13 protein-coding genes are annotated in these 20,004 nt (G+C 64.9%); 3 read left to right on the top strand and 10 right to left on the bottom strand.

Annotated features, from left to right (window positions below):
- Positions 1–11: 11 nt before the first annotated feature.
- The 4 genes from ACSQ9I_RS40470 to ACSQ9I_RS40455 are packed head-to-tail and all read right to left on the bottom strand — an operon-like array spanning position 12 to position 6,100.
- A complete protein-coding gene (locus tag ACSQ9I_RS40470) occupies positions 12–374 on the bottom strand; it encodes a hypothetical protein (protein ID WP_436317470.1) in 363 nt (120 codons plus the stop codon).
- A complete protein-coding gene (locus tag ACSQ9I_RS40465) occupies positions 371–1,828 on the bottom strand; it encodes an efflux transporter outer membrane subunit (RefSeq protein WP_436317469.1) in 1,458 nt (485 codons plus the stop codon). The genes ACSQ9I_RS40470 and ACSQ9I_RS40465 overlap by 4 nt, the downstream gene beginning before the upstream one ends.
- A complete protein-coding gene (locus ACSQ9I_RS40460; protein ID WP_436317468.1) occupies positions 1,825–4,944 on the bottom strand; it encodes an efflux RND transporter permease subunit in 3,120 nt (1,039 codons plus the stop codon). The genes ACSQ9I_RS40465 and ACSQ9I_RS40460 overlap by 4 nt, the downstream gene beginning before the upstream one ends.
- Complete coding sequence (locus ACSQ9I_RS40455; RefSeq protein ID WP_436317467.1) at positions 4,937–6,100, bottom strand: efflux RND transporter periplasmic adaptor subunit; 1,164 nt, start codon at positions 6,098–6,100, stop codon at positions 4,937–4,939. Before ACSQ9I_RS40455 ends, ACSQ9I_RS40460 begins: the two co-directional genes overlap by 8 nt.
- A 163-nt stretch (positions 6,101–6,263) precedes the next feature.
- Between ACSQ9I_RS40455 and ACSQ9I_RS40450 the strand changes: the two genes are divergently transcribed.
- Together ACSQ9I_RS40450 and ACSQ9I_RS40445 are read left to right on the top strand one after the other, a co-directional pair.
- Complete coding sequence (locus ACSQ9I_RS40450; RefSeq protein WP_436317466.1) at positions 6,264–6,950, top strand: response regulator transcription factor; 687 nt, start codon at positions 6,264–6,266, stop codon at positions 6,948–6,950.
- Positions 6,943–8,343: a sensor histidine kinase gene (locus tag ACSQ9I_RS40445; protein WP_436317465.1), complete on the top strand. Its 1,401-nt coding sequence runs from the start codon at positions 6,943–6,945 to the stop codon at positions 8,341–8,343. The genes ACSQ9I_RS40450 and ACSQ9I_RS40445 overlap by 8 nt, the downstream gene beginning before the upstream one ends.
- A 162-nt stretch (positions 8,344–8,505) precedes the next feature.
- On the opposite strand, the gene ACSQ9I_RS40440 is transcribed toward ACSQ9I_RS40445, so the two are convergent.
- The 3 genes from ACSQ9I_RS40440 to ACSQ9I_RS40430 form a co-directional block, all read right to left on the bottom strand.
- A complete protein-coding gene (locus tag ACSQ9I_RS40440; protein ID WP_436317464.1) occupies positions 8,506–8,931 on the bottom strand; it encodes a hypothetical protein in 426 nt (141 codons plus the stop codon).
- Between the two features lie 96 nt (positions 8,932–9,027).
- On the bottom strand, positions 9,028–9,240 hold the full coding sequence (locus ACSQ9I_RS40435; RefSeq protein ID WP_436317463.1) for a hypothetical protein: 213 nt from the start codon (positions 9,238–9,240) through the stop codon (positions 9,028–9,030).
- Positions 9,215–10,258 carry a DMT family transporter gene (locus ACSQ9I_RS40430; RefSeq protein ID WP_436317462.1) on the bottom strand — a complete coding sequence of 348 codons (1,044 nt, stop codon included), beginning with the start codon at positions 10,256–10,258 and terminating at the stop codon, positions 9,215–9,217. The genes ACSQ9I_RS40435 and ACSQ9I_RS40430 overlap by 26 nt, the downstream gene beginning before the upstream one ends.
- A 212-nt stretch (positions 10,259–10,470) precedes the next feature.
- Here ACSQ9I_RS40430 and ACSQ9I_RS40425 point away from each other — a divergent pair, with 212 nt between their 5' ends.
- A complete protein-coding gene (locus ACSQ9I_RS40425; RefSeq protein WP_436317461.1) occupies positions 10,471–11,082 on the top strand; it encodes a hypothetical protein in 612 nt (203 codons plus the stop codon).
- Positions 11,083–11,892: 810 nt separating this feature from the next.
- Here the strand turns inward: ACSQ9I_RS40425 and ACSQ9I_RS40420 are convergent.
- From ACSQ9I_RS40420 to ACSQ9I_RS40410, 3 genes are all read right to left on the bottom strand, one after another.
- Positions 11,893–14,601 (bottom strand): diguanylate cyclase domain-containing protein, encoded by a 2,709-nt coding sequence (locus tag ACSQ9I_RS40420; protein ID WP_436317460.1) that lies wholly within the window; start codon positions 14,599–14,601, stop codon positions 11,893–11,895.
- Positions 14,602–14,906: 305 nt separating this feature from the next.
- Positions 14,907–17,942 carry a bifunctional diguanylate cyclase/phosphodiesterase gene (locus ACSQ9I_RS40415; protein ID WP_436317459.1) on the bottom strand — a complete coding sequence of 1,012 codons (3,036 nt, stop codon included), beginning with the start codon at positions 17,940–17,942 and terminating at the stop codon, positions 14,907–14,909.
- Positions 17,939–19,048, bottom strand: coding sequence for a TRAP transporter substrate-binding protein (locus tag ACSQ9I_RS40410; RefSeq protein WP_436317458.1), 1,110 nt, complete (start codon positions 19,046–19,048; stop codon positions 17,939–17,941). Before ACSQ9I_RS40410 ends, ACSQ9I_RS40415 begins: the two co-directional genes overlap by 4 nt.
- Positions 19,049–20,004 lie beyond the last annotated feature (956 nt).

The following is a 20,004-nucleotide window of genomic DNA, read 5'->3' as shown; positions in this document are numbered from 1 at the left end:
ACGCACAAAGCTCAGGGATCGCGGTGCGAGCGGACCACCGGTGTATCGCAGCGTTCAATGTTGACCCGTACCCAGTCGTCCTTCGCCACCGGCGAGTCCGCAGCGACGGGCGCAATCCGCTCCTTGAACAGGCCCGTGTGTGTTGCCCAGAGAACAACCGCAAAGCGCTGGCCGGGCCCGGCGTGGATCTGGGCGTCCAGCCGGCAGTCGCTGTCGACCTGCCCCGTGATCGCCGCTGCCGGCGCCGTCTCGATGACATAGCCGGTGCGCCAACCTGCGCCGTAGCGGCGCCACTCGTCGGGAACCGCGGCGCACGCGCTCAGGAAAGCGGTTGTGGTGGTGAGGGCGAGCAGCACGCTCACCGACTTGATCAAGCCGGATTTCGGTTCCACCATCCACCTCCCAGCGCCTGGAACAGCGCGACGGTATCGGTCAGTCGGTTGGCCTCGGCCTGGACGCGCGCGAGCGCTGCCTGGCGGTAGGTCTGTTCGGCACTGAGCACTGCCAGCGAACTGGTGGCGCCGGCCGCCCATTGCTTGCGGGCGATCTGCAAGCTTTTTTCGGCTGCGCGCTCCGCCACGACGAGCGCGTCCAGCGCCCTGGCGTCCGACTGAATCGCGCCCAGGGTGTCGGCCACGTTCTGGAACGCGCCCAGCACGGTGCTGCGGTAGGTCGCCGCCGCCTGGTCGTAGCCAGCCTGCGCCGCGCGCTGCCGGTGAAGCAAAGTGCCGCCGTCGAACAGCGGTTGGACCACATTCGCCCCCACGCTCCAGAACCCCGTGCCCGCCGTGAACAGTTTCGAGAACTGCAAGGCGGTGCTGCCGGCGCCGGCCGTCAGGCTGAGGTTGGGCAGGCGGTTGGCCACCGCAACGCCGATCTGCGCACTGGCTGCATGCAACTGCGCCTCGGCAGCCTTGATGTCGGGGCGCTGCTCGACCAGCCTGGAAGGCAGGCTCAGGGGCAGTTCGTCCGGCAGCCGAAGCGCGTCGAGCTCGACATCGAAGGCCGGGCCTTCGCTCGGTAGGCGGCCCACCAGAACGGCCAGCTGGTTGCGCTGCTGCGCGAGTTGCTTCTCCAGCGGCGGCAGTGTCGCCTGGACCTGGGCGATCGCGGTTTCCTGCGCCGCGACGTCGGCCGCGCCGATCTGGCCCAGCGCCTGCTGGCGCCGGAACAACTGGAGTTGCCGGGTGGCCAGCGCGATCAGGTCGTGGGTGGTCCTGATCTGTGCGCGCAGCGATGCCAGCTGAATGGCCGCCACCGCCACATTGCTGGTCAAGCTCAGATGGGCTGCCTCCAGTTGAAAGCGCTGCGCATCGGCCAGCGCCTGCAGCGACTCGATCTGCCGCCGATTGCCACCGAACACGTCGGGTGCATAGCTGATGTTGAGCTGCGCGGTGTGCAGGCTGTAGATGTTGCTTCCCGAAGCGAGCGGGCTGGAGAGCACGGGCGCCACCGATTGCCGGGTCGGATTGAGCTGCACGTCCACGCTCGGGAAGAACGCGCCTTGCTGCGCCAGCACGTTTTCCCCGGCCCCGCGCAGCGCCGCCTCGGCCGCCTTGACATCCGGGTTGGCTGCCAGTGCTTCGCCGATCAGCGCGTTGAGCGCGTCGGAGCGGAACAGCGCCCACCATTCGCCCGGAATGTCCCGCGCCTCGACAAAGCGTTGCGCCACTGCGCCTGGCAGTTCGGCACCGGCGGTAGAGGACGGCACCGGATCGGCGGTATAGCGTGCCGTGGTCGGCGCAGCGGGCGCCTGGAAATCGGGCCCCACGGCGCAGCCGCCGAGAACGCAGGAGGCCGCGAGACAAAGCAGTGGCAGGTGCTTCATGGGGTCTGCTCCTCGGCCAGCGCCGCATTCTCTTCGGCTTGGCGGCGGTTCATGGCCTCGAGCCGTCGTTCCACCAGAAAGTAGAGCGCCGGCAACCAGATCAGGGTGAGCCCGGTGGCCGTCACCAGTCCGCCGACCACCACCGTCGCCAGAGGTCGCTGCACGTCGCTGCCCAGCCCGTGCGCCAGCGCGGCCGGCAGCAGGCCCAGCGCCGCCACCGTGGCGGTCATCAGCACCGGGCGGAAGCGCTCGCGCGCCCCGCGGATCACCGCCTCCTTCAGCGGCAGTCCTTCCTCCGTGCGCAGTCGGTTGAGGTTCGAGACCATGATGATCGCGTTCATCACCGCCACGCCGAACAGCGCGATGAAGCCCACCGCGCTCGACACGTTGAGCGTCATGTCGCGCAGGTGCAGCGCGATCAGGCCGCCCAGCGCGCCCAGCGGCACCGCCAGCAGGATCATGGCCGGCTGCCACAGGTTCTTGAACTGTGCGAACAGCAGCACGAACATCAACGCCAGCACCATCGGCATGATCAGCATCAGGCGCGCCTGGGCGCGTTGCTGGTTCTCGAACTGGCCGCCCCACGAGAGCTGGAAGCGGGTGTGGTCGTACTTCACCTCGGCCTCGATCTTCTGCTTGGCGTCTTCGAGGAACGACGCCAGATCGCGTCCGCGCAGGTCGAGGCGCACCGTCAGATGACGCTTTCCCATCTCGCGCGTGATGGTGCTTTCGCCGTTGTCGAGCCGGATTGACGCCACGTGCGCCAGCGGAATGCGCGCGCCGCCCGGCGCGCTCAGGACCAGCCGGCCAATGGCGTCCGGATCGCCACGCGCATCGGCCTTGAAGCGCACGGCGATGTCGTAGCGGCGCTCGTCGATGAAGAGTTGGGCGACCGGCGCACCGCCGATGCCGGTGCCGATCAGCTCGGCGATGTCCGCGACGTTGATGCCGTAGCGCGCCGCCGCACCCCGATCGACCTCGATGCGCACCTGGGGCAGCGGCGGCTCCTGGTCGATGATCACGTCCGCGGCGCCCGGCACCGTCTTGAGGGTCTGTTCGACTTCGCCCGCGATGCGCCGGGTTTCCGCGAAGTCGTTGCCGTAGATCTTGACGACCAGGTCGCTGTGCGCGCCGGCCAGCTTGTCGAGCACGCCGTCGATCATCGGCTGCGTGAAGCCCACATGAGTTCCCGGCAACTGGGCATAGCGCTGCGCCATCTTCTCGATCAGGTCGTGCTTGCTCAAGCCAGAGGCCCAGCTCGCCTCCGGGTGCAGCCCGACGCTGACTTCGATGTGCGACGGCGTCCACGGATCGGTGCCATCGTCGTTGCGGCCCAGTTGGGTGACGATGTACGACACCTCCTTGAACTCCTTGGTCGCGCGCCGCAGCTCGTTCGACATCTCGGCGGCCTTGTCGAACGAGATGCCGGGCGGCAGCGTCACCTGCAGCCAGATCGAGCCTTCGTCGAGGTAGGGCAGGAAGTCGCGTCCGATGGTCGCACCGAAGCCCACGACACAGGCGAAGGCGAAACCGAAAGCGGCGATCGTGAGCGCCCGCTGGCCCACGATGCGCTGCAGCACGGTCTCGTAGAAGGCGCCCAGGCGTTCCAGCACCGGGTTGCGGAACAATCGGCGCGGCTTGCGGTAAGCGAGGTAGGCCAGGCCGGGAATCAGCAGCAAGCCCACGACCAGCGCGCCCAGCAAGGCGAAGCCGATCGCGAAAGCCATGGGCGAGAAGAGCTTGTATTCGATGCGCTGGAACGCAAACAGCGGCAGGTAGGCGGTGATGATCACGACCATGCCGAAGAAGATCGGGCGCGTGACCTGCAGCGTCGCGCGCAGCACGTCGCGCGGCTTCAGCGGCTTGCCCTCGCGGGCCTCGCGCTTGCGCAGGATGTTCTCCATCACCACGATGGCCGCATCGACGACGATGCCGAAGTCGATCGCTCCGAGCGACAGCAGATTGGCCGGCACCTGGAGGTGGTGCATGAAGATGAAGGCCGTGAGCAGCGACAGCGGGATGGTGATGGCCACGATCAGGGCCGCGCGCGGGCTGCCCAGGAACAGCAGCAGCACCAGCGTGACCAGCACCATGCCCTCGACCAGCGTCTTGCCCACGGTATGCACCGTGGCGCTGACCAGGTTCGAGCGGTCCAGGTAAGGCACCACCTTCACGTCCTTGGGCAGGATGTTGTCGTTCAGATCGCGCACTGCTTCATGCACGCCCGCAAGCACCTTGGACGGGTTCTCGTGCTTGAGCAACAGCGTAATGCCCTCGATCGTGTCCGGGTTGTCGTCCTTGCCCAGGATGCCGTGGCGTTCCTGCTGCCCCAGCCTGACCTCGCCCAGGTCCTTGATCAGGACGGGTACGCCGCCCTTCTGCGCGACGACGATGTTGCCCAGGTCGTCGAGCCCGCTGATCAGCCCGACGCCGCGCACCACGAATCCCTGCTGGCCTCGGTTCAGGACGCTGCCGCCCGCGCTCGCGTTGTTGGCGTTGATGGCCTGCGTGATCTGGGACAACGTGACGCTGAATTTGGACAGCTTCGCCGGGTCGAACTCGACCAGGAACTGCGTCGTGATGCCGCCGAAGTTCGACACGTCGGCCACGCCCGCCACCTGCTTGAGCCGCGGAATCACCTTCCAGAACTGCAGCTCCGACAGTTCGCGCAGATCGCGTGTCTTCGACTCCAGCGTGTAGCGGTAGATCTCGCCGATCGGCGAGGTCAAGGCATCGAGCCCGGGCTGTGCGCCATAGGGCAGCGAGACGCCGCCGATGCGTTCCTGCAGCCGCTGGCGCGACCAGTAGTCCTCGGCGCCGTCCTGGAACACCACGGTGATCAGCGACAGGCCGAAGGTGCTCTTCGAGCGCATCACATACATGCCCGGCGTGCCCATGATCTCGCGTTCGAGCGGGATGGTGATCTGCTTCTCGACCTCCTCGGCGGCCAGGCCGGGCACCTGGGTGACCACCTGCGAGGTGGTGTCGGCGATGTCCGGGTACGCCTCCAGCGGCAACTGCGTCCAGCAGTACATGCCGTACAACGCAGCCATCGCGAACACCAGCCAGACGATGCCGCGCCGCTTCAGGCAGACGGTGACGATCGAATCAATCATTCAGCAGCACCCCGTCCTTCTCGACCACGCGCTCGCCGGCCTTCAGGCCGGCCACGATCTCGACGGCGCCGCCCACCTGGGGGCCGAGCTGCACCACCCGCGGCTCGAAGCGCCAGGGCGACACTTCGACGAAGACGCGGCTGTAGAAGCCGCTCTGCACCACCGAACTGGAAGGGACCAGCAGCCCTTGATGCGGCTTCGCGAAGAAGGTGGCCTTGGCGAACATGCCGGGCCGAAGCCGGCCGCTGCGGTTGTCGAACAGCATGCGGACCTTGACCTTGCGGGTGTCGGGATCGAGCAGTTCGCCGATGTAGCGAACCTGTGCCTTCATGGGTTCGTCGGGATAGGCATCGAACACCACCGTTGCGGACTGGCCGATGAAGAGCGCGCCCAAGTCCTTCTCGCCGACGCTCGCGGTGACGAAAACGGTGGAAAGGTCCGCGACGGTCATCAAGGCGGCCGTCGTGTCGTTCCAGTAGCCGCCCTTGGCTGCATTCAAGTCGACCACGCGGCCGGCGATCGGCGAGCGGACGCTCAACACCGAGCCTTGCTGCTTTGCTTGCGTCGCGTGCGGCGCAGCGGCGCCCAGCTGGGCCAGCTTCGCATCGGCGCGCGCCGCCTCGCTGGTGGCCTGCTCGAAATCGTTCTCGGCCTGTTCGATGTCGCGCTTCGCCGCGATTTCCGATGCGCCGAGTTCGCGTTGGCGTGCCAGCGCCTGCCGGGCCATTACCAGCGCCGACTTCGCCTTCTTCGCGTCGCTCATGGCCTGCATCAGGTCGGGCGAATCGATGCGGACCAGCACATCGCCGGTCTTCGCCGCGTCGCCGAGCCCCTTGTCGAGGCTCGCAATGCGGCCGGCAATGGGCGACAGCACCTTGACGAGTTTGGCGGGATCGGCCTCGACCGTGGCCGGCAAGGAGAAGGGCGCCGCCACGACCTGCTCGGCGACGGGCTGTATCGCCAGCGTGCGCCGCAGGGGCGATTTCTCCGGCACGACCACCTGCCCCTGCTCATGCTGCACAGCGGCCATGGCGCCGGACTCGGCGGCGCTGGCGTTGGCGCGCACCGGCGAGAACCACCAGGCGGCGCAACCCAGGGCAGCGACGCCCAGAACGCAAGGCGCAAGACGCCCCGCGTTGATCTTCTTGATGTTCATGGGCACCTCCCGCCGCGCAGTGAATCGGGTAGCGTAGTGAGGCGCACCTGAAGAAAGACCCAAGAAAGCCTGAAGACTTCTTCAGGATGTGGATCGCGGGCAATCGTGGCAAGCTCGGCCCCCATCGACGGCGTGCATTGCACACAAGGTGGGGTGGTTGCGAATGAAGATTCTTTTGGTCGAGGACGACAGGAAGGCCGCACGGCTTTTGGCGCGAGGGTTCGAGGAGGAAGGCTTCCTGGTCGACGTCGCGCACTCGGCCGAGGAAGGCGACGAGCGGGCGTTCGTCGCCGAATACGACCTGATCGTACTGGACTGGTTCCTGCCCGGCAAAGACGGCCTTGCGCTGTGCCGTGAGTTGCGCGAACGCGGCGTTCAGGTTCCGATCCTGATGCTCACTGCGCGAGACGCGCTGAGCGATCGGGTGGCGGGTCTCAACACCGGCGCGGACGACTATCTCACCAAGCCCTTCGCCTTCGAGGAACTGCTGGCCAGGGCCCGTGCGCTGCTGCGGCGTTCCGAACTGACGCGGCCGGCGGTGCTCGCCGTGGCCGACCTCACGCTCGACCCTGCCGGCCAGCGCGTCATGCGCGGGACCCTGGTGCTCGACCTGACCCGCAAGGAATACGCGATCCTGGAGATCCTGATGCGGCACGCCGGCGAAGTGGTGAGCCGTGCGCGACTGGCCGAACAGGTATGGAAGGACGATCTCATCGCCATCGACAACCTGATCGACGTGCACATCGGCAACCTGCGCAGAAAGGTCGATCCGGCCGGCATGCCGGCGCTGATCCAGACCGTGCGCGGCCGCGGTTTCCGACTGGTGCTGCCGGCAGGCAAAGATGCTTAGCTTGCGCACCCGGCTGGCGCTGGCCTACTTGGCCGTCATCGTCTTCGTCGTGGCCGTGACGGCTTTCGGGGCTCACTGGAGTCTGTCTCGCGCGGTCCACGGCCAACTCGATGCGGCACTGCTGGCGCTGGCAGAGACCGAGATGGCCATGCTGCCGCGCGATACGAAGCAACCGGCGACCGTCCACGACCCGTCGCGCGAAACCACCGCGCCGCCGTCCCTCGTCCGCCTCGACCGGCTCGTACAGATCGTGAATTCGGACGGACATGTGGTCGCACGCAGCGCGAATCTGGGAGAGGCGACGCTGCCTGCGCCCGCGGCGTTGCTGGCTCGCCTCGCGGCGGGAGAAACGGTCTTCGAGACGCTCGAGGGCTTCGGCGAGGAGCCGGTGCGCATGGTGTCGGTGCCCGCGCCGGGTCATGGGCCGCTGCTTGCCGTTCAAGTGGCCGGTTCGCTGGATGACGTCAACAACGTCGTGGGCTCGGCCAGCATTCTCTTCGTCGTCATGGGACTTGCATTGCTTCTGGCCGTGGGAACGGCTGGAGCACTGCTGACGCGTGGCGCCTTTCAGGCCATCGGCGAGGTGGTGCAGCAGGCGCACCGCATCGGCGAGGCCAGCATGAGCGAACGCCTGCCGCATCCGGGCACGCAGGACGAAATCGGACGCCTGGTAGACACGTTGAATGAGATGCTGTCACGCCTGGAACAAGGCTTCGAGGCCCAGCGCCGGTTCACCGCCGACGCATCGCACGAGCTGCGATCCCCGTTGTCCAGGTTGCGCACGGAGCTGGAAGTCGCACTGCGGCGCCCGCGCGATGCTGCAGCCTACGTGGACGCATTGCGCTCCTGCATGGAAGAAGTGGAGCGGCTGACGCTGCTGGTGGAAGAACTGCTGGTTCTGGCGCGCATCGATGCAGGGCAGGAGCGTGGCCCCGTGGAGACCGTGTCCTTGAACGAGCTCGCCGAAGAGGCAGTCCGACGATTGCAGCCGATGGCCCGCGAACGACAGATCGAGATCGTCCTCGCGCATTCCCAGCCCGTGACGGCAAGCGTCGCCCGCGGCGCCGCGAGTCTGGTGCTGGCCAATCTTCTCGACAATGCGGTGAAGTTTTCGGTGTCGGGGCAGCGGGTGACCGTGGATGTGGCCAGCGAGGGTGCGGACGCCATCGTCAGGGTTTCCGATCGCGGGCCGGGCCTCCGTCTGGACGAGCTTCCGCATCTTTTCGAGCGCTTCTACCGCGGCTCGACTGCCCGTTCCGAACAGACATCCGGGGTGGGCCTTGGGCTGGCGATCTCGCAGGCCATCGTTGGTTCATACGGCGGGCGCATCGATGCGTCGAACTTGCCGGACGGCGGTGCGGTCTTTGCCATTCGGCTTCCGCGGAATGTCTGACGGCAGAGAACTTCCACCACCATGAGCATGCTCACGATGAGCCCAATCAGCACGTGCATACCGATAGCTCGCAATTCAATGGGTCTTCGGGATATGGTGCACGGGTGATCGAACTGCGCCATCTCCGCTATCGGGATGCGGCGGAGATGGCACCGAAGGAATTCATTGCTGCCTCCAGACCCTCGCGTTAGTCGGCCTGATGTCGTAGTCGCCACCCTCCGCTTGCTTGGACACCTCGGGCGACAGGTAGACCGGAAAGCTATGCGTCGCGCCGGCGGGGATGTTGCCGACGCCCGCAACCCAGAGCTGCTCGATAGCGATCTGCTTGCCGGCCTTGTCCTTCATAGCGACGCTCACCTGCACACCACAGGCAATGGAATTCTTGTTGCGCACTGCGGCAGTGACGACGATTCGCCCGCCCTCGGTGCGGGCACTGCGGCTCTCAATCTCGAACTTGCCTGCGCTGCACATTGAGATGTCGTCTTGGGTAACGACCGCTTCATTCAACGACCAGCCGCCAGCAAAGAAAATGGCGGCAACCACGAGTAGCGCCGCCGTGCCCACGCCGACGACGGCGATGGCCTTCATCAGCTTCACGGCAAGAACGCGCGCAACACCAACGTGGTGATGGTCTTCTTGAACATAGTGCCTCCATTCCCAAGTTGATGTGCGTAAACGTGAGACTCAAACGAGCGCCATCTCCAGACGCCTACCGAGTGCGCCCAGTGCCAGCTGCAGGCTGTCCACCTTGGTCGTGTGATGAAGATTCGTCATCCGATTGACTTCGTAGACCTTCAAGTGCCTTTTGCCATTCTCGAAAGTCGCACCCTGAGCAGCTGTCATTCGAAGAGTGCTGTTGTGCTCATCGCGCTCAGTGCGGATGCCGATGGTGGACATCGGGATAGTGTGAGTGAGCATGAGTCATGGGTTCATGCCGATGCCAGTGCACATGCTTCGCGGCAAGCGAGACGCCGTCGGCGTGTACGTGCCGGTGATGTTCATCGTGTTCGTGCTCATGAGAGTGCTCGAGCGGCTCATGTACATGCGAGTGGCCATGGCTTTCGGTCAAATGAAGCCAGACACCGAGTGCCATCAGCACACCGGCCAACGCAAGTTGGAGGGTGAACGGTTCGCCCAGCAGCCCGATCGCCACTACGGCGCCAAAGAATGGCGCCACCGAAAAGTACGCGCCAGTTCGCGCGGTGCCGAGATGCCGCAGCGCGATCACGAACAGCACCAGGCTGGAGCCGTAACTCAGCAGGCCCAGAATGCCGGCTCCCGTCAGAACTGAGGCGGAAGGCCAGTGGGCGCCGGCTGCCACAGCGAGCCCGAGATTTGTCGCTCCCGCCGCCAGCCCCTTGGTCATTGCGATGAACGAAGCATCGGTCACGGAGACCCTGCGCGTCAGGTTGTTGTCCAGCGCCCAGGCAAGGCAAGCACCGAGCACGGCCAGCGATGGCCACAGGGCGCCGGCACGCGCTTCGCTTGGCCAACTGAGGATCACGGCGCCGGCGACGATGGCGAGCATTCCCAAGGCGATGCGGCGATCGAAGTTCTCCTTGAACGCGAACCAGGCGATCAGGGCGGTCAGCACGGCCTCGGCGTTCAACAACAGTGAGGCGTCGGCCGCGGCCATGCCCGCAAGGCCGGTCATGAGCAGCAACGGTCCTAGCATGCCGCCCGCTACCACTGCGCCAGCAAGCCACCCCACTTCGGCGCGCTGGAGCCGCACCGCCGGAGCGCGCGATACGACCCGCCAGATCAACAGTCCGACGCCGGAGCCCAGATAGAGCACACCGGCGAGCAACCAGGGGCTGGCATGCGCCAGCAGCAGTTTCGCGAATGGCGTTCCGGCGCCAAAGAGCGCGGCCGCGCCAAGGGCGGCGCCGACGCCGCGGTGGAACAAGACGTTCATGTCGCATTTGTAGCGGGTCTTGGCGTCGGTGCCGCGATCTTTTCGGTCTTGGCCCTACGCAGCACGGGCAATCCATTTGCCACCACGATCGAGAGCGATTCAAATGGTGGGGTGTGCAGACGCTCACTTGCGAGTTCTTGTCGCGATTGGCCAATCTGCGGGCGAGTTCGCTGGCTGGAAAATGGCGCCTGGCGCGCCTTTGGAGCTTGGCCATGCAGATCAAAGTCAGTTTTTCCATTTCCGGCGGCACTGCCGAGTCGGACGCGTTGCCGCTGCTGACGCTGGAAGTCGATGCGCAGCCGAGCATCGAAACTCTGAGGCTGGGCTTGGCCGATGCCAAGGCGCTGCTCGCGCGGATGCAGGCCCAAATCGTCACGCGTCAGGTCGAGCTGATGTCGACGTGCAAGCGCCGATGCGATGGCTGTGGCCTAAATCGCCCCATCAAGGACTATCACGACGTCCACTACCGCAGCCTGTTTGGCAGTGTTGTCGTGAAGGTGCCGCGTTGGCGGCGATGCGAATGTCGTTGCAGCACCGTCCCAAGCGAACGGCGGGCTCGGCCCTGGATCTCGGCGGAGTTGGAGTACGTCCAAAGCCGCCTGGCCGCCACGATTCCTTATGCCAAGTCCTCGGAGTTGCTCGAGCTGTTGTTGCCGGTGGCTGGAGCCAACGCCACGAGCACGGTGCGACGGCATACGCTGGATGTTGGTAGGCGACTGGATGCGCAGGGCCTGGAGGTCCAGTCAGAGGCGGCCGACACGGACACCGGATCGAACGTCACCACGGTCGGGCTGGACGGCGGCCGCGCGTGCTTCTCACCATGAAAGGCTCTTCGGCGCCAGACGTGCGCGGAGCTGCCAATTGTTCGTCGGTGAGGTCTTCCGTTCCAGAAGACCGCGTGTCTTAGCTTCCATGGCCCTGGAAAAGGCGGCAGACGACATTTCGGCAGAGCTCAAAGGGCTGAGTACCAAGCTGTTTCTTGACGAGGCCGAGTAGATCGTGCCCAGGCCCAGGCCCCCGGCCCCAGTTGTCCGTGGCGCATTGCTCAGTACGTCAGGAGCGTTCCAAAATTCAGACCTGCGTTGGCGGAGGGTTTGGCATATGCACTGTGCTGCTGCAGGGCCCGACTTCACCCTCGACAGCCAAGATCGAACGACTTCCATTTAGCATAACAAGGCTTGCCCTCCTCCACACTGTAGGAGCGATTTAGTAATGTCGACCTGACCTTCAGGACCGCCTTGTCAAGGAAAACTTCCGCGCGACATCAGCGGCCTCGAGCTTCAGGCGTTCTTCACCTTCAGGGCATACATGCTCCTGGTCGTCAGGCTATGCCTCGCACACAAAATTGCGGACAGGCTCCCGCCATGGCAACGCTCGCCTGCCACGCTGATATCCCCGCTGCCAGGTACGTTCCCGGGATTCGCATCGCCCTCGCTGCTTCGACGCTGACCCTACCGAAGATGGCGTTCTGCTTTCTCTCGCCATTGAGTGCGATCTCCCCATGGTCGCTCGTTCTTCTGCTCCTGGAGATCAAAGCCCAATTGCCGCACCGTCCGTGGAGGGAACCGAGCGATCATCAGCGTATGCTCCATGCGGCAAGAGCGAAAAGTCCCAGCATCTCGTGCCTTGCCGGTCTAAGGCGCATGCGCGGCACTGCGAGCCATTGCGAAGCGATCGCGCCCCGCCGCCTTGGCGTTGTAGAGCGCGGCGTCGGCTTGCGCCAGCAACTCTGCCGCCGTGAGCGGGCCCTCGCCAGGGCGGCTGAAGGCAACCCCGATGCTGCTTGTGACCTCCAGCAGCTGGCCGTCGACCTGGAACGCCGGCTCGCGAATCCCCTCGACGATCTTGCCTGCTATCAGCGCCGCAGCATCCTCCGAGTTGATGTCCTCGAGCACGATCACGAATTCGTCGCCCGCCAGGCGCGCCACCATGTCCGAGCTTCGCACGCTCTCATGGAGGCGTCTTGCAAATTCCGCTAGCACTTCGTCGCCGCTCGCGTGCCCGAGCGTGTCGTTGATGGACTTGAAGCGGTCCACGTCGAGGAACATCAGGGCGAGCGCGCTGCCGGTACGCCTGGCGCGCGCGATCGTGTTGGACAGGCATTCGTTGAAAGCAAGCCGGTTCGGAAGGCCGGTGAGCGTGTCCACGCGGGCAAGCTCGATCAGCTTGCGCTCCACCTGCTTGAGCGCCGTGATGTCGAGGCTGAGCGAGAAGATGCCGTGGGTTTTCCCGTCTGCGCCGATGTCCGGCACGTAGATGACGTGCGTGACGCGATCGAAATCCCCGCGCTTGGTCTCGGCATCGAACTCGACCCGCTCGCCCGCCAAGGCCCGCTCGATCGTTGCCTTGCGGACGAGATAGAGATCGGGGCCGGCGATGTCTTGGATGTGCTTGCCCACCAGGGTGGAGGGTTCCACACCGAGCCATTCCCGGTAGGTGCCATTGGCGAAGGTGATCTTCTGGTCGCGGTCGATGTAGGTGATCAGCGCCGGCATGTTGTCCGTGATCGTGCGCAGGCGCGTCTCGCTTTCAATCACCCGCAGTTCCGCCTCCTTCAGTGCCGTGATGTTGAAGGTCATCAGGTAGAAGCCCAACACCCTTCCCTCCAGGTCCTTATCCGGGATCAGGTTCACCTGGAAGTAGCGGTCCTTGCCGTGCAGCGGGGCATGCACCGGGAAACGCACGGGCTTTCCAGCGAGAACGCTGGGGAGGTGTGGCTCGTGTTGCGCGTACACCGCATCGCCCACGGAAGAACGCAGGGTCACGCCGTCGAGCGTCCCGTCGCCAAGACCCGCCATCTGCCGCGCCCGGCTGTTGCCGTAGAGGCAATTCTCCCCGCGATCGAAGTACCCGACCAGCGCAGGGATGCTGTCGGTGATGTCTCGCAGCCGCTTCTCCTGCACACCTAGCGCCTTCTGGGCGTTGACTTCATCCGTGATGTCGAAGGTCATCGCGAAGATGCCCTGGACCGTCCCTCCCGTGTCCCGGTCGGGGATGAAGTGCGTTTTGTGGGTCCGATCGCCGAGGCCACGTGCCGGGTCCCCGTTCTTTTCGAAGACGACCGTCTCCCCCGCGAGTGCGCGGAGGTAGTGAGGCTCGACGACGGCAAATTCCTCCGCGCCCCGCACTTCGGCCACCGATCTTCCGATCAGCCCTTCGTTGCCGTGCAGTGCCCTGATCTGCGCGTTGACGAAGGTGTAGTGCAGGGAAGCGTCCACATGCGAGACCAGCGCCGGAATGTTGTCCGTGATGGTGCGCAGCCGTGCCTCGCCGGCGCGCTGCTGCTGCATCAGCTGGTCGAAGGTGCGGGACAGATCGCCGATCTCGTCATGGGCATAGGTGGGCGGCGCACGCGAGGCCGACACATGATCGTCTTGCGCCACGCGCATGTGCAGGTGCAGTTCGGCCAGGGGCCTGAGCTGCTGCCGCACGAACGCTAGTCCGAGTGCCCCTGCGAGCAGGGAGAGGGCGAGCGCGCCGGCCCATGCGACCCGCGCGACGGCTTCGATCGGCGCGAAGGCTTCGCTGCGCGGATACATGGCGCCGACGATCCAGGGGGTCTGCTGGATGCGCTTGAACGAATAGAGACCCCGCAGGCCTGCCCGGTTGGACCCTTCGGCCGTGCCCTCGAAACCGGCGAGCGCCTGGTCGGTCTCGCTGTCCTCGCCGCCATCGGCGTTGAACTGCGTCAGGATGAGCGACTTGCGAGGATGGTCGATCACGATGCCGTCGGTGGTGATGATGAAAAGGTAGCCGGCGGCGCCGAACTTGATGTCTGCAAGCTCGCCCAGGAAGTTGCGCTCTCCCAGGTTGATTGCGCCGGATATCACGAACTGCAATTGCCCGGCGCGGTCGAGCACCGGCTGCGTGATTGCAACCTGGGCTTGGCCGTTGAGGCGGTTGCTGTACGGCTGCGAAATCCTGCCCGCCTTGGATGCGACGGTTTCCTTGAAGTACGTCCGATCCGCGATGCTCACCTGTCCCATATGAGGCGAGGCGTTGAGGCTTGCGACCAGCCGGCCGTCGGTGTCGAAGAACGCGACATTGGCGAAGGCTTCCCGCAGCGATGCGTGCTCTCCGAGAAAAGCCTGCAAGGCCTCGGGATCGGCGAAGGCATGCGACCGCGTGCTATCGGCGAGGGTCTTCAGCAGCGTTCGGCGGCTGACGAACTTCTGGTCCACCGCGTCGGCGATCGCAGTGACGCGGGCGAACTGCTCGTTCGCAATCGACGACTGCCTGCTGAACTTGACCAGGTGCAATGCGACCGTGGCAACCGCCAGCGTGGCTGCGAGTACCACCGCAGCGACGCCGAGGCTGATGCGCGTGTTCAGGCTGATGCGCATGTTCTTACACAGGGAGGTTTCGTGGTGATGCGCGCGTTGCGGCACGGCGGCCAGCGCGCCATCGCGCCATCGCGTCCCGCGCGAGACCTTCCTCGATCTGCGCGGCTTGCAGGGGCTCCTGCGACCACAAAGGCCATGACACCCAGGCATGGGTCCCGTCGAGTGCCCTACGATGGTTCCGGATCCATACGCAAAGTAGCATCAAGGTCCGAGCTCCTGCACTCCGGCGCTCCTGGTTGACCGGCTTCGGCCGCCCCAGCGGCCGAAGCTGCTCCTGTTGCAAATCGGCCCGCGGCGGTCTGAGCTCATCCCACCATCTCGAGGTCGAGCTGGGCTTCGAATTCCGGCAGCGGCACCGGCTTGCTGAACAGATAGCCCTGGAATAGCGTGCAGCGATGCTTCTCGAGAAAGCCGAGCTGCTGTCGCGTTTCAACGCCTTCTGCCACGACCTCCAGCTCTAGGTTGCGCGCCATGCCGATGATGGTCTGGATGATCGATTCGACCTTGGGATCGATGCCGATGTTCTGGACGAAGGACTTGTCGATCTTGATCTGGTTCAGCGGGAGCTGCGTCATGTAGGAAAGTGACGAATAGCCCGTGCCGAAATCGTCCAGCGAGAAGCGGATGCCCATCGCAGCGAGCGACTTCATCTTCTCGATGGTGTCCGTCACGTTGTCGTGTACGAGGCTTTCGGTCAGTTCGAGCTTGAGTCGTGTCGGGTCGGCGCCCGTCCGGCTGAGCACCTCCCGGACCTGCTGCACGAAATCGCTTTCCCGAAACTGCCGCGCACTGACGTTGACGGCCAGCCCCAAGTCTCGCCGACCGGGATGATGACTCCAGCGTTCCAGCTGCTCGCATGCTGCCTCCAGGACCCACAAACCCAAGGGCACGATCAACCCGGTCTCTTCGGCCAGGTCGATGAAATTGAAGGGCGGCACCATGCCTCGCGTCGGGTGCTGCCAGCGCAGCAGGACCTCCGCGCTCACGATCTGACCGCTCGAGGTCACCTGGGACTGGTAGTGCAGCAGGAACTGATCACCCGCGAGCGCGGAGCGCAACTCGCGTTCGAGCGTCGCGCGAGCCGTGATCGTGGCCTGCATCGGCGCCTCGAAGAAGCGCATGGCGTTTCCGCCGGCAGTCTTGGCGTAGTACATGGCAATGTCGGCCTGCTTCAGCAGTGCTTCGAGCGACTGCTGCTGGCCATCGAAGAGCGTGACCCCCATGCTGCAGGTGCCGTGGTACTGGTGGGCGCCAAGGAGATAGGGTTGGCTGAGTTCGGCGAGCATCGCCTCGCCGACGCCCGCGGTCTGCCGCAACGCCACGTCCGGGTCCTCGCCGAGGCTTTGCAGCATCATCACGAACTCGTCGCCGCCGAGCCGGGCAAGCGTGTCGCCATTGCGCGTATTGGCGTTGAGTCGCGTCGCCACATGCTTGAGCAGGACGTTGCCCGTCTCGTGGCCATGGGCGTCGTTGACCAGCTTGAAGTTGTCCAGATCCAGGAACAGCAGGGCGCCGTGCCGGCCATGTCGTGCATTGGCGTCGATGGCCCCCTCCAGCCGATTCAGCAAGAGCCGACGATTGGGCAGGCCCGTGAGAACGTCATAGAACGCCAGGTGCTCGATCTCCCGGGCTGCCAGCTTGGTATCGGTGATGTTGCGCAGGATGACGATGAAGCGCGGTTCCTCCTCCTCGTCAAGGTACTTGCGCGACACCGAAATCTCGAACCATGTCGCTCCCTGCGCGGCGGGACGCTCGAACTGGCGGCCTCGAGAAAAGCCCACCGTGTGGGCTTCGTGAAGCGCTGCCATCACCTCCGCCGCGCCCTGGGCGGGCAGGAACTCGCTCAGCAGCCTGCCGACGGGGTCCTGGGCGTCGACGACGGAGGGCGCGGCGCGCGGCGCATGGAACAGATGGCAACGCCCATCCAGCCCGGCTTCCAGCAGCAGGTCTGGCAACGCATCCAGCGTCGCCTGCAACTGCGCCTTGCTTTCCACGATGGCGGCGGTATGCCGCCTTTTCTCGGTGACGTCGCGATACACGCACACGAGCCCGTCGTCGGGTGTGCGGCTTCTGATGCAGACGATGATCTGGCCGCCGGACAGGACGATCTCCTCTTCGCCCTGCGCCCCACTGGCCAGAGCCGACTCCGCGCCGCCCTCTGCGTGGCGCTGGCTCTCGGGACCCCCACGGCCCAGGCGCGCGGCCGTCTGGTCGATGACGCACTGAAATGGCAGGCCCGAAGCGATCGTCGCCTCGGCCCAGGGAAAGATTTTCAGGAAGCGCCGGTTCCAGGTCACGATGTGATCCTGCGCATCGAGCAGCACGAAGCCATCCACCATGGACTCCAGCGCCTGGTCCAATGTTGATTTCGAGCGCACAAGCTGAGCGCTGGAGCGCCACAGGCGCCGCAGTTGGAGGTGGGCGAAGCAGCTGACCAGCAGGATCATCAGCGCAAAGCTCAGCGCCGTTCCAAGGATGAACGAGCGCTGCGCGCGCCAGTCTTCCAGCACAAAACTGAGGGGGATGCTCGCGACGATCAGCAGGTTTCGGTGCAGCGTGGGACGTGCAACAACAATGGCCTGCTCGCCGCTGAGGCGCGCGGCCATTCGCATGGCGCGTCCGTCGCTGGTCTGCTCGCTCAGTGCCGGCAAGATGGCGCGACCCGAGCGATCGTCGTGCGCAGGCACGCTGGCCAGCAACGGCCCGGCATTGCGCTCCAGCGTGACCTGCAGCCCCTTGATGTCAGCACCCTGCGTAAGGATCGTAGTCAGTAGGGAAGTCGGCACTTCGGCCACGGCCACGATCCTGCTCCCGTCGGACAGCCGCATGCTGCGGGCAAAGTAAAGCACCTGCTGCGAGCTGGACTGACTGATCGTCGGCGTGCTGATGTCCAGCGTCGAGACTGACTGTGCCGCAACGCGCTCCAGGAACTCAGGGGGCACTTGCATCGTCAGCTTGTCTCGCCGTCGATCGGATGACGACAGCACGGCGCCGTCCGGCCGCAGAAGAGCAATGTGCCGCACCAGCAGGTTCTGGCGCACGACCGCATCCAGCAGCTGCAAGGCGTCGGGTCTCAGCGCGTTCGTTGCCACTGTAGCTGCAGTGGACGACTGCAGAAACTGTCCCTGGGCGGCGAGGAGCATGTCGATGCTGAGCAGGCCGCGATTGAGCGCGGCTTCCGATCCGCTCACGAATCGCATCGCCAGGCGCTCGCTGTCGGAGATCGCCTTCTTGCGCATTTCCCATGTCATGATGGTGGCGCTCGAAAGGATCCCGAGGAGAAACAGCGTCGCCACACCGTAGATGAATGCGGTGGTGCGGCGAGGCAGGCGCCTGTTCACTGTGCCGGCGCCTTGATTCCCGTCGCCGGTCCGACGGTCTGGGTCCATACCTGCGCGCAGAGGGAGCCACAGCGCTGCAGCCACTTGGCCAATACCTTCGTCGCGAAGATCTCCCGCCCGCGCTGTTGATCTTCTGCGGAGGGGCGCGCCTCGACCATCGCGCCTCTCCTGTCGGGTGCGCATGCGGCGGCACCGGTGTTGCACGCCACGCCCTCACTGGTCTCGCGCGCTGACTCGGTCCAGACAGCGGCCTCGAGCTTCGGAAGCTCGCGTCGCAACAGCGTTTTCAGTTCCGTCGGCAGCGCATTCCAGGCCTCCTTGTTCGCGCCGAAAATTGCAAGCCCCCAGTTGATGGGCATCGTGTAGATAGAGCTCGTGACGCGATGCAGCCCCAGGGTGTTGCCCGACATCGCGCCGGTGATCGCGCAGTCCGTGTTGCCCGAGTTCATGTTGGACATTAGCTCTGAGAACTCGGTGAAGACCGGCGTGCCGTTCAGCGCCCGGACGAAATCGGCCTGCGCGGCACCCGAGACGCGGATGCGCCGGCCCGCCAGGTCGGTCAAATGCTTCATCTGCTGCTTGCAGAAGATGACCTGCGCCGGATAGACGTAGATCGCGAGCAGCTCCACGTCGTGACGTTCGCGCAAGGTGCTCTCCAGATACGGTCGGAATGCACTGACGACACGCCGCAGCGATGGCATGTCCGCATTCAGGCCCGCCAGGTCCGGTGCCCCCAGCTCGGCATGGTCGTTGGAGATCTGGCTCAGCAGCGCCGTGCCGAACGGAACCACCCCCAGCTTCATGAGGTTGAGCATTTCCGGCCCGGGAACACCGGCCTGGTTGAACGGAACAATGCTTGCGCTGTACTTGCCGCCGCTCAGGCGGGCCAGCTCATGGTTCCAGAAGGGCTCCTCGTGCAGCGTGTATTGACTCACGCTGGCGAGTCCGCCGACGACGCGAAGCCGCTGCGCAGAGGCAGCTTGCGCGGCAGCGCTCGCAGACGTGAGGCTCAGCACCAGCGCGCCGAAGTAAACCAAAAGCGTGCATCGTCGGTGGAGTGTGCAGTTGCGTAAGGCCATGGCGAAATGATGGTGCAATTCGAGCACCTGCGACCAGCCTTCTTGCAGGGCCCGCGTGCTTTTTTTTGCAGAGGCCGCATTGCAACTGCCTCAGGCAAGCTCGCATTGGCTCTGTCTCGGCGTCGGGACTGACAACAGGTAGAGCGGTTCGCCTACGATCTTCTTTTCGAGGCGCATGGGTCGCGTCCGCCCATCGGGCGCGCTTGATGATCCATGATTCACGAGAAAGTTCTAACGCGCGTCGGACCTTCAAGTCGATGATTGCGCTGTCGGTCAGCTTCTTGATATCGGAGCGTCGGCTCACTATGCGCGCGCCTAATCGGCGGTATTGGCATGGTGATGACACAGGTAGTCGCCGTGGAGTCGCGCGGCCGCATCAGTCATCTGGTCTCGGCCTTTGGCATGATGGGCAGATTGAGGGCCTTGAAGCGCTGAGCGCATTCGCACACTATTGCAACGCAAGGTTGGCGTTCAGTCGTTCGTGGCGACATTCAACATTTGGGACTTCCCATGTCCGTTGTCGTGCCCACCCAGTCCGCACCGGCGATGGTGTTCGGCAATTGCCGGACGCCGACAAGACCTGCCAGTGCCGCGTCGTCATGGTGACGGTCCGCTGGCCATTCTCACGCGGCCGTTTTTGTCCTGAGTCGGCGGATTCAACGTAACAAGGCTTGCTGAGCTATTGCCTGTAGGCCCCAAATAGTAATGTCGCATTTGGCCCAAATAGAAATGTCGCATCGTTGCCCGGTCCAGCTCCTGGATCCGAGGCACAGCGATGGCAACTCCGGCGGCCACCATCACGATGAACATGCGCGTGCCAGCGTGATCGCGGAACTGGGGCTCGCGCAGCCGCACGCGCGGAGCGTCACTTCGCGCGTGCGGCTGCCAATCCTTCGAGATGCGTGAGCAGCAGCTTCGCCGCCGGCGACGGGACGGATCGTTCGTCGGATCGGCGACGACACTTTCAGACTGCTGACGGAACT

Origin of the sequence: Variovorax sp. LjRoot84 (assembly GCF_964254305.1) — a bacterium.
Taxonomy (GTDB): Bacteria; Pseudomonadota; Gammaproteobacteria; order Burkholderiales; family Burkholderiaceae_C; genus Variovorax.
The sequence above is the reverse complement of the archived record's forward strand: the minus strand, read 5'-3'. Positions and strand labels throughout refer to the sequence as shown.

Excerpts from the sequence above, each read along its gene's own strand:
- ACSQ9I_RS40465 (WP_436317469.1), bottom strand. The coding sequence starts at position 1,828 with ATGAAGCACCTGCCACTGCTTTGTCTCGCGGCCTCCTGCGTTCTCGGC.
- ACSQ9I_RS40460 (WP_436317468.1), bottom strand. The coding sequence starts at position 4,944 with ATGATTGATTCGATCGTCACCGTCTGCCTGAAGCGGCGCGGCATCGTC.
- ACSQ9I_RS40455 (WP_436317467.1), bottom strand. The coding sequence starts at position 6,100 with ATGAACATCAAGAAGATCAACGCGGGGCGTCTTGCGCCTTGCGTTCTG.
- ACSQ9I_RS40450 (WP_436317466.1), top strand. The coding sequence starts at position 6,264 with ATGAAGATTCTTTTGGTCGAGGACGACAGGAAGGCCGCACGGCTTTTG.
- ACSQ9I_RS40445 (WP_436317465.1), top strand. The coding sequence starts at position 6,943 with ATGCTTAGCTTGCGCACCCGGCTGGCGCTGGCCTACTTGGCCGTCATC.
- ACSQ9I_RS40440 (WP_436317464.1), bottom strand. The coding sequence starts at position 8,931 with ATGAAGGCCATCGCCGTCGTCGGCGTGGGCACGGCGGCGCTACTCGTG.
- ACSQ9I_RS40435 (WP_436317463.1), bottom strand. The coding sequence starts at position 9,240 with ATGTCCACCATCGGCATCCGCACTGAGCGCGATGAGCACAACAGCACT.
- ACSQ9I_RS40430 (WP_436317462.1), bottom strand. The coding sequence starts at position 10,258 with ATGAACGTCTTGTTCCACCGCGGCGTCGGCGCCGCCCTTGGCGCGGCC.
- ACSQ9I_RS40425 (WP_436317461.1), top strand. The coding sequence starts at position 10,471 with ATGCAGATCAAAGTCAGTTTTTCCATTTCCGGCGGCACTGCCGAGTCG.
- ACSQ9I_RS40420 (WP_436317460.1), bottom strand. The coding sequence starts at position 14,601 with ATGCGCATCAGCCTGAACACGCGCATCAGCCTCGGCGTCGCTGCGGTG.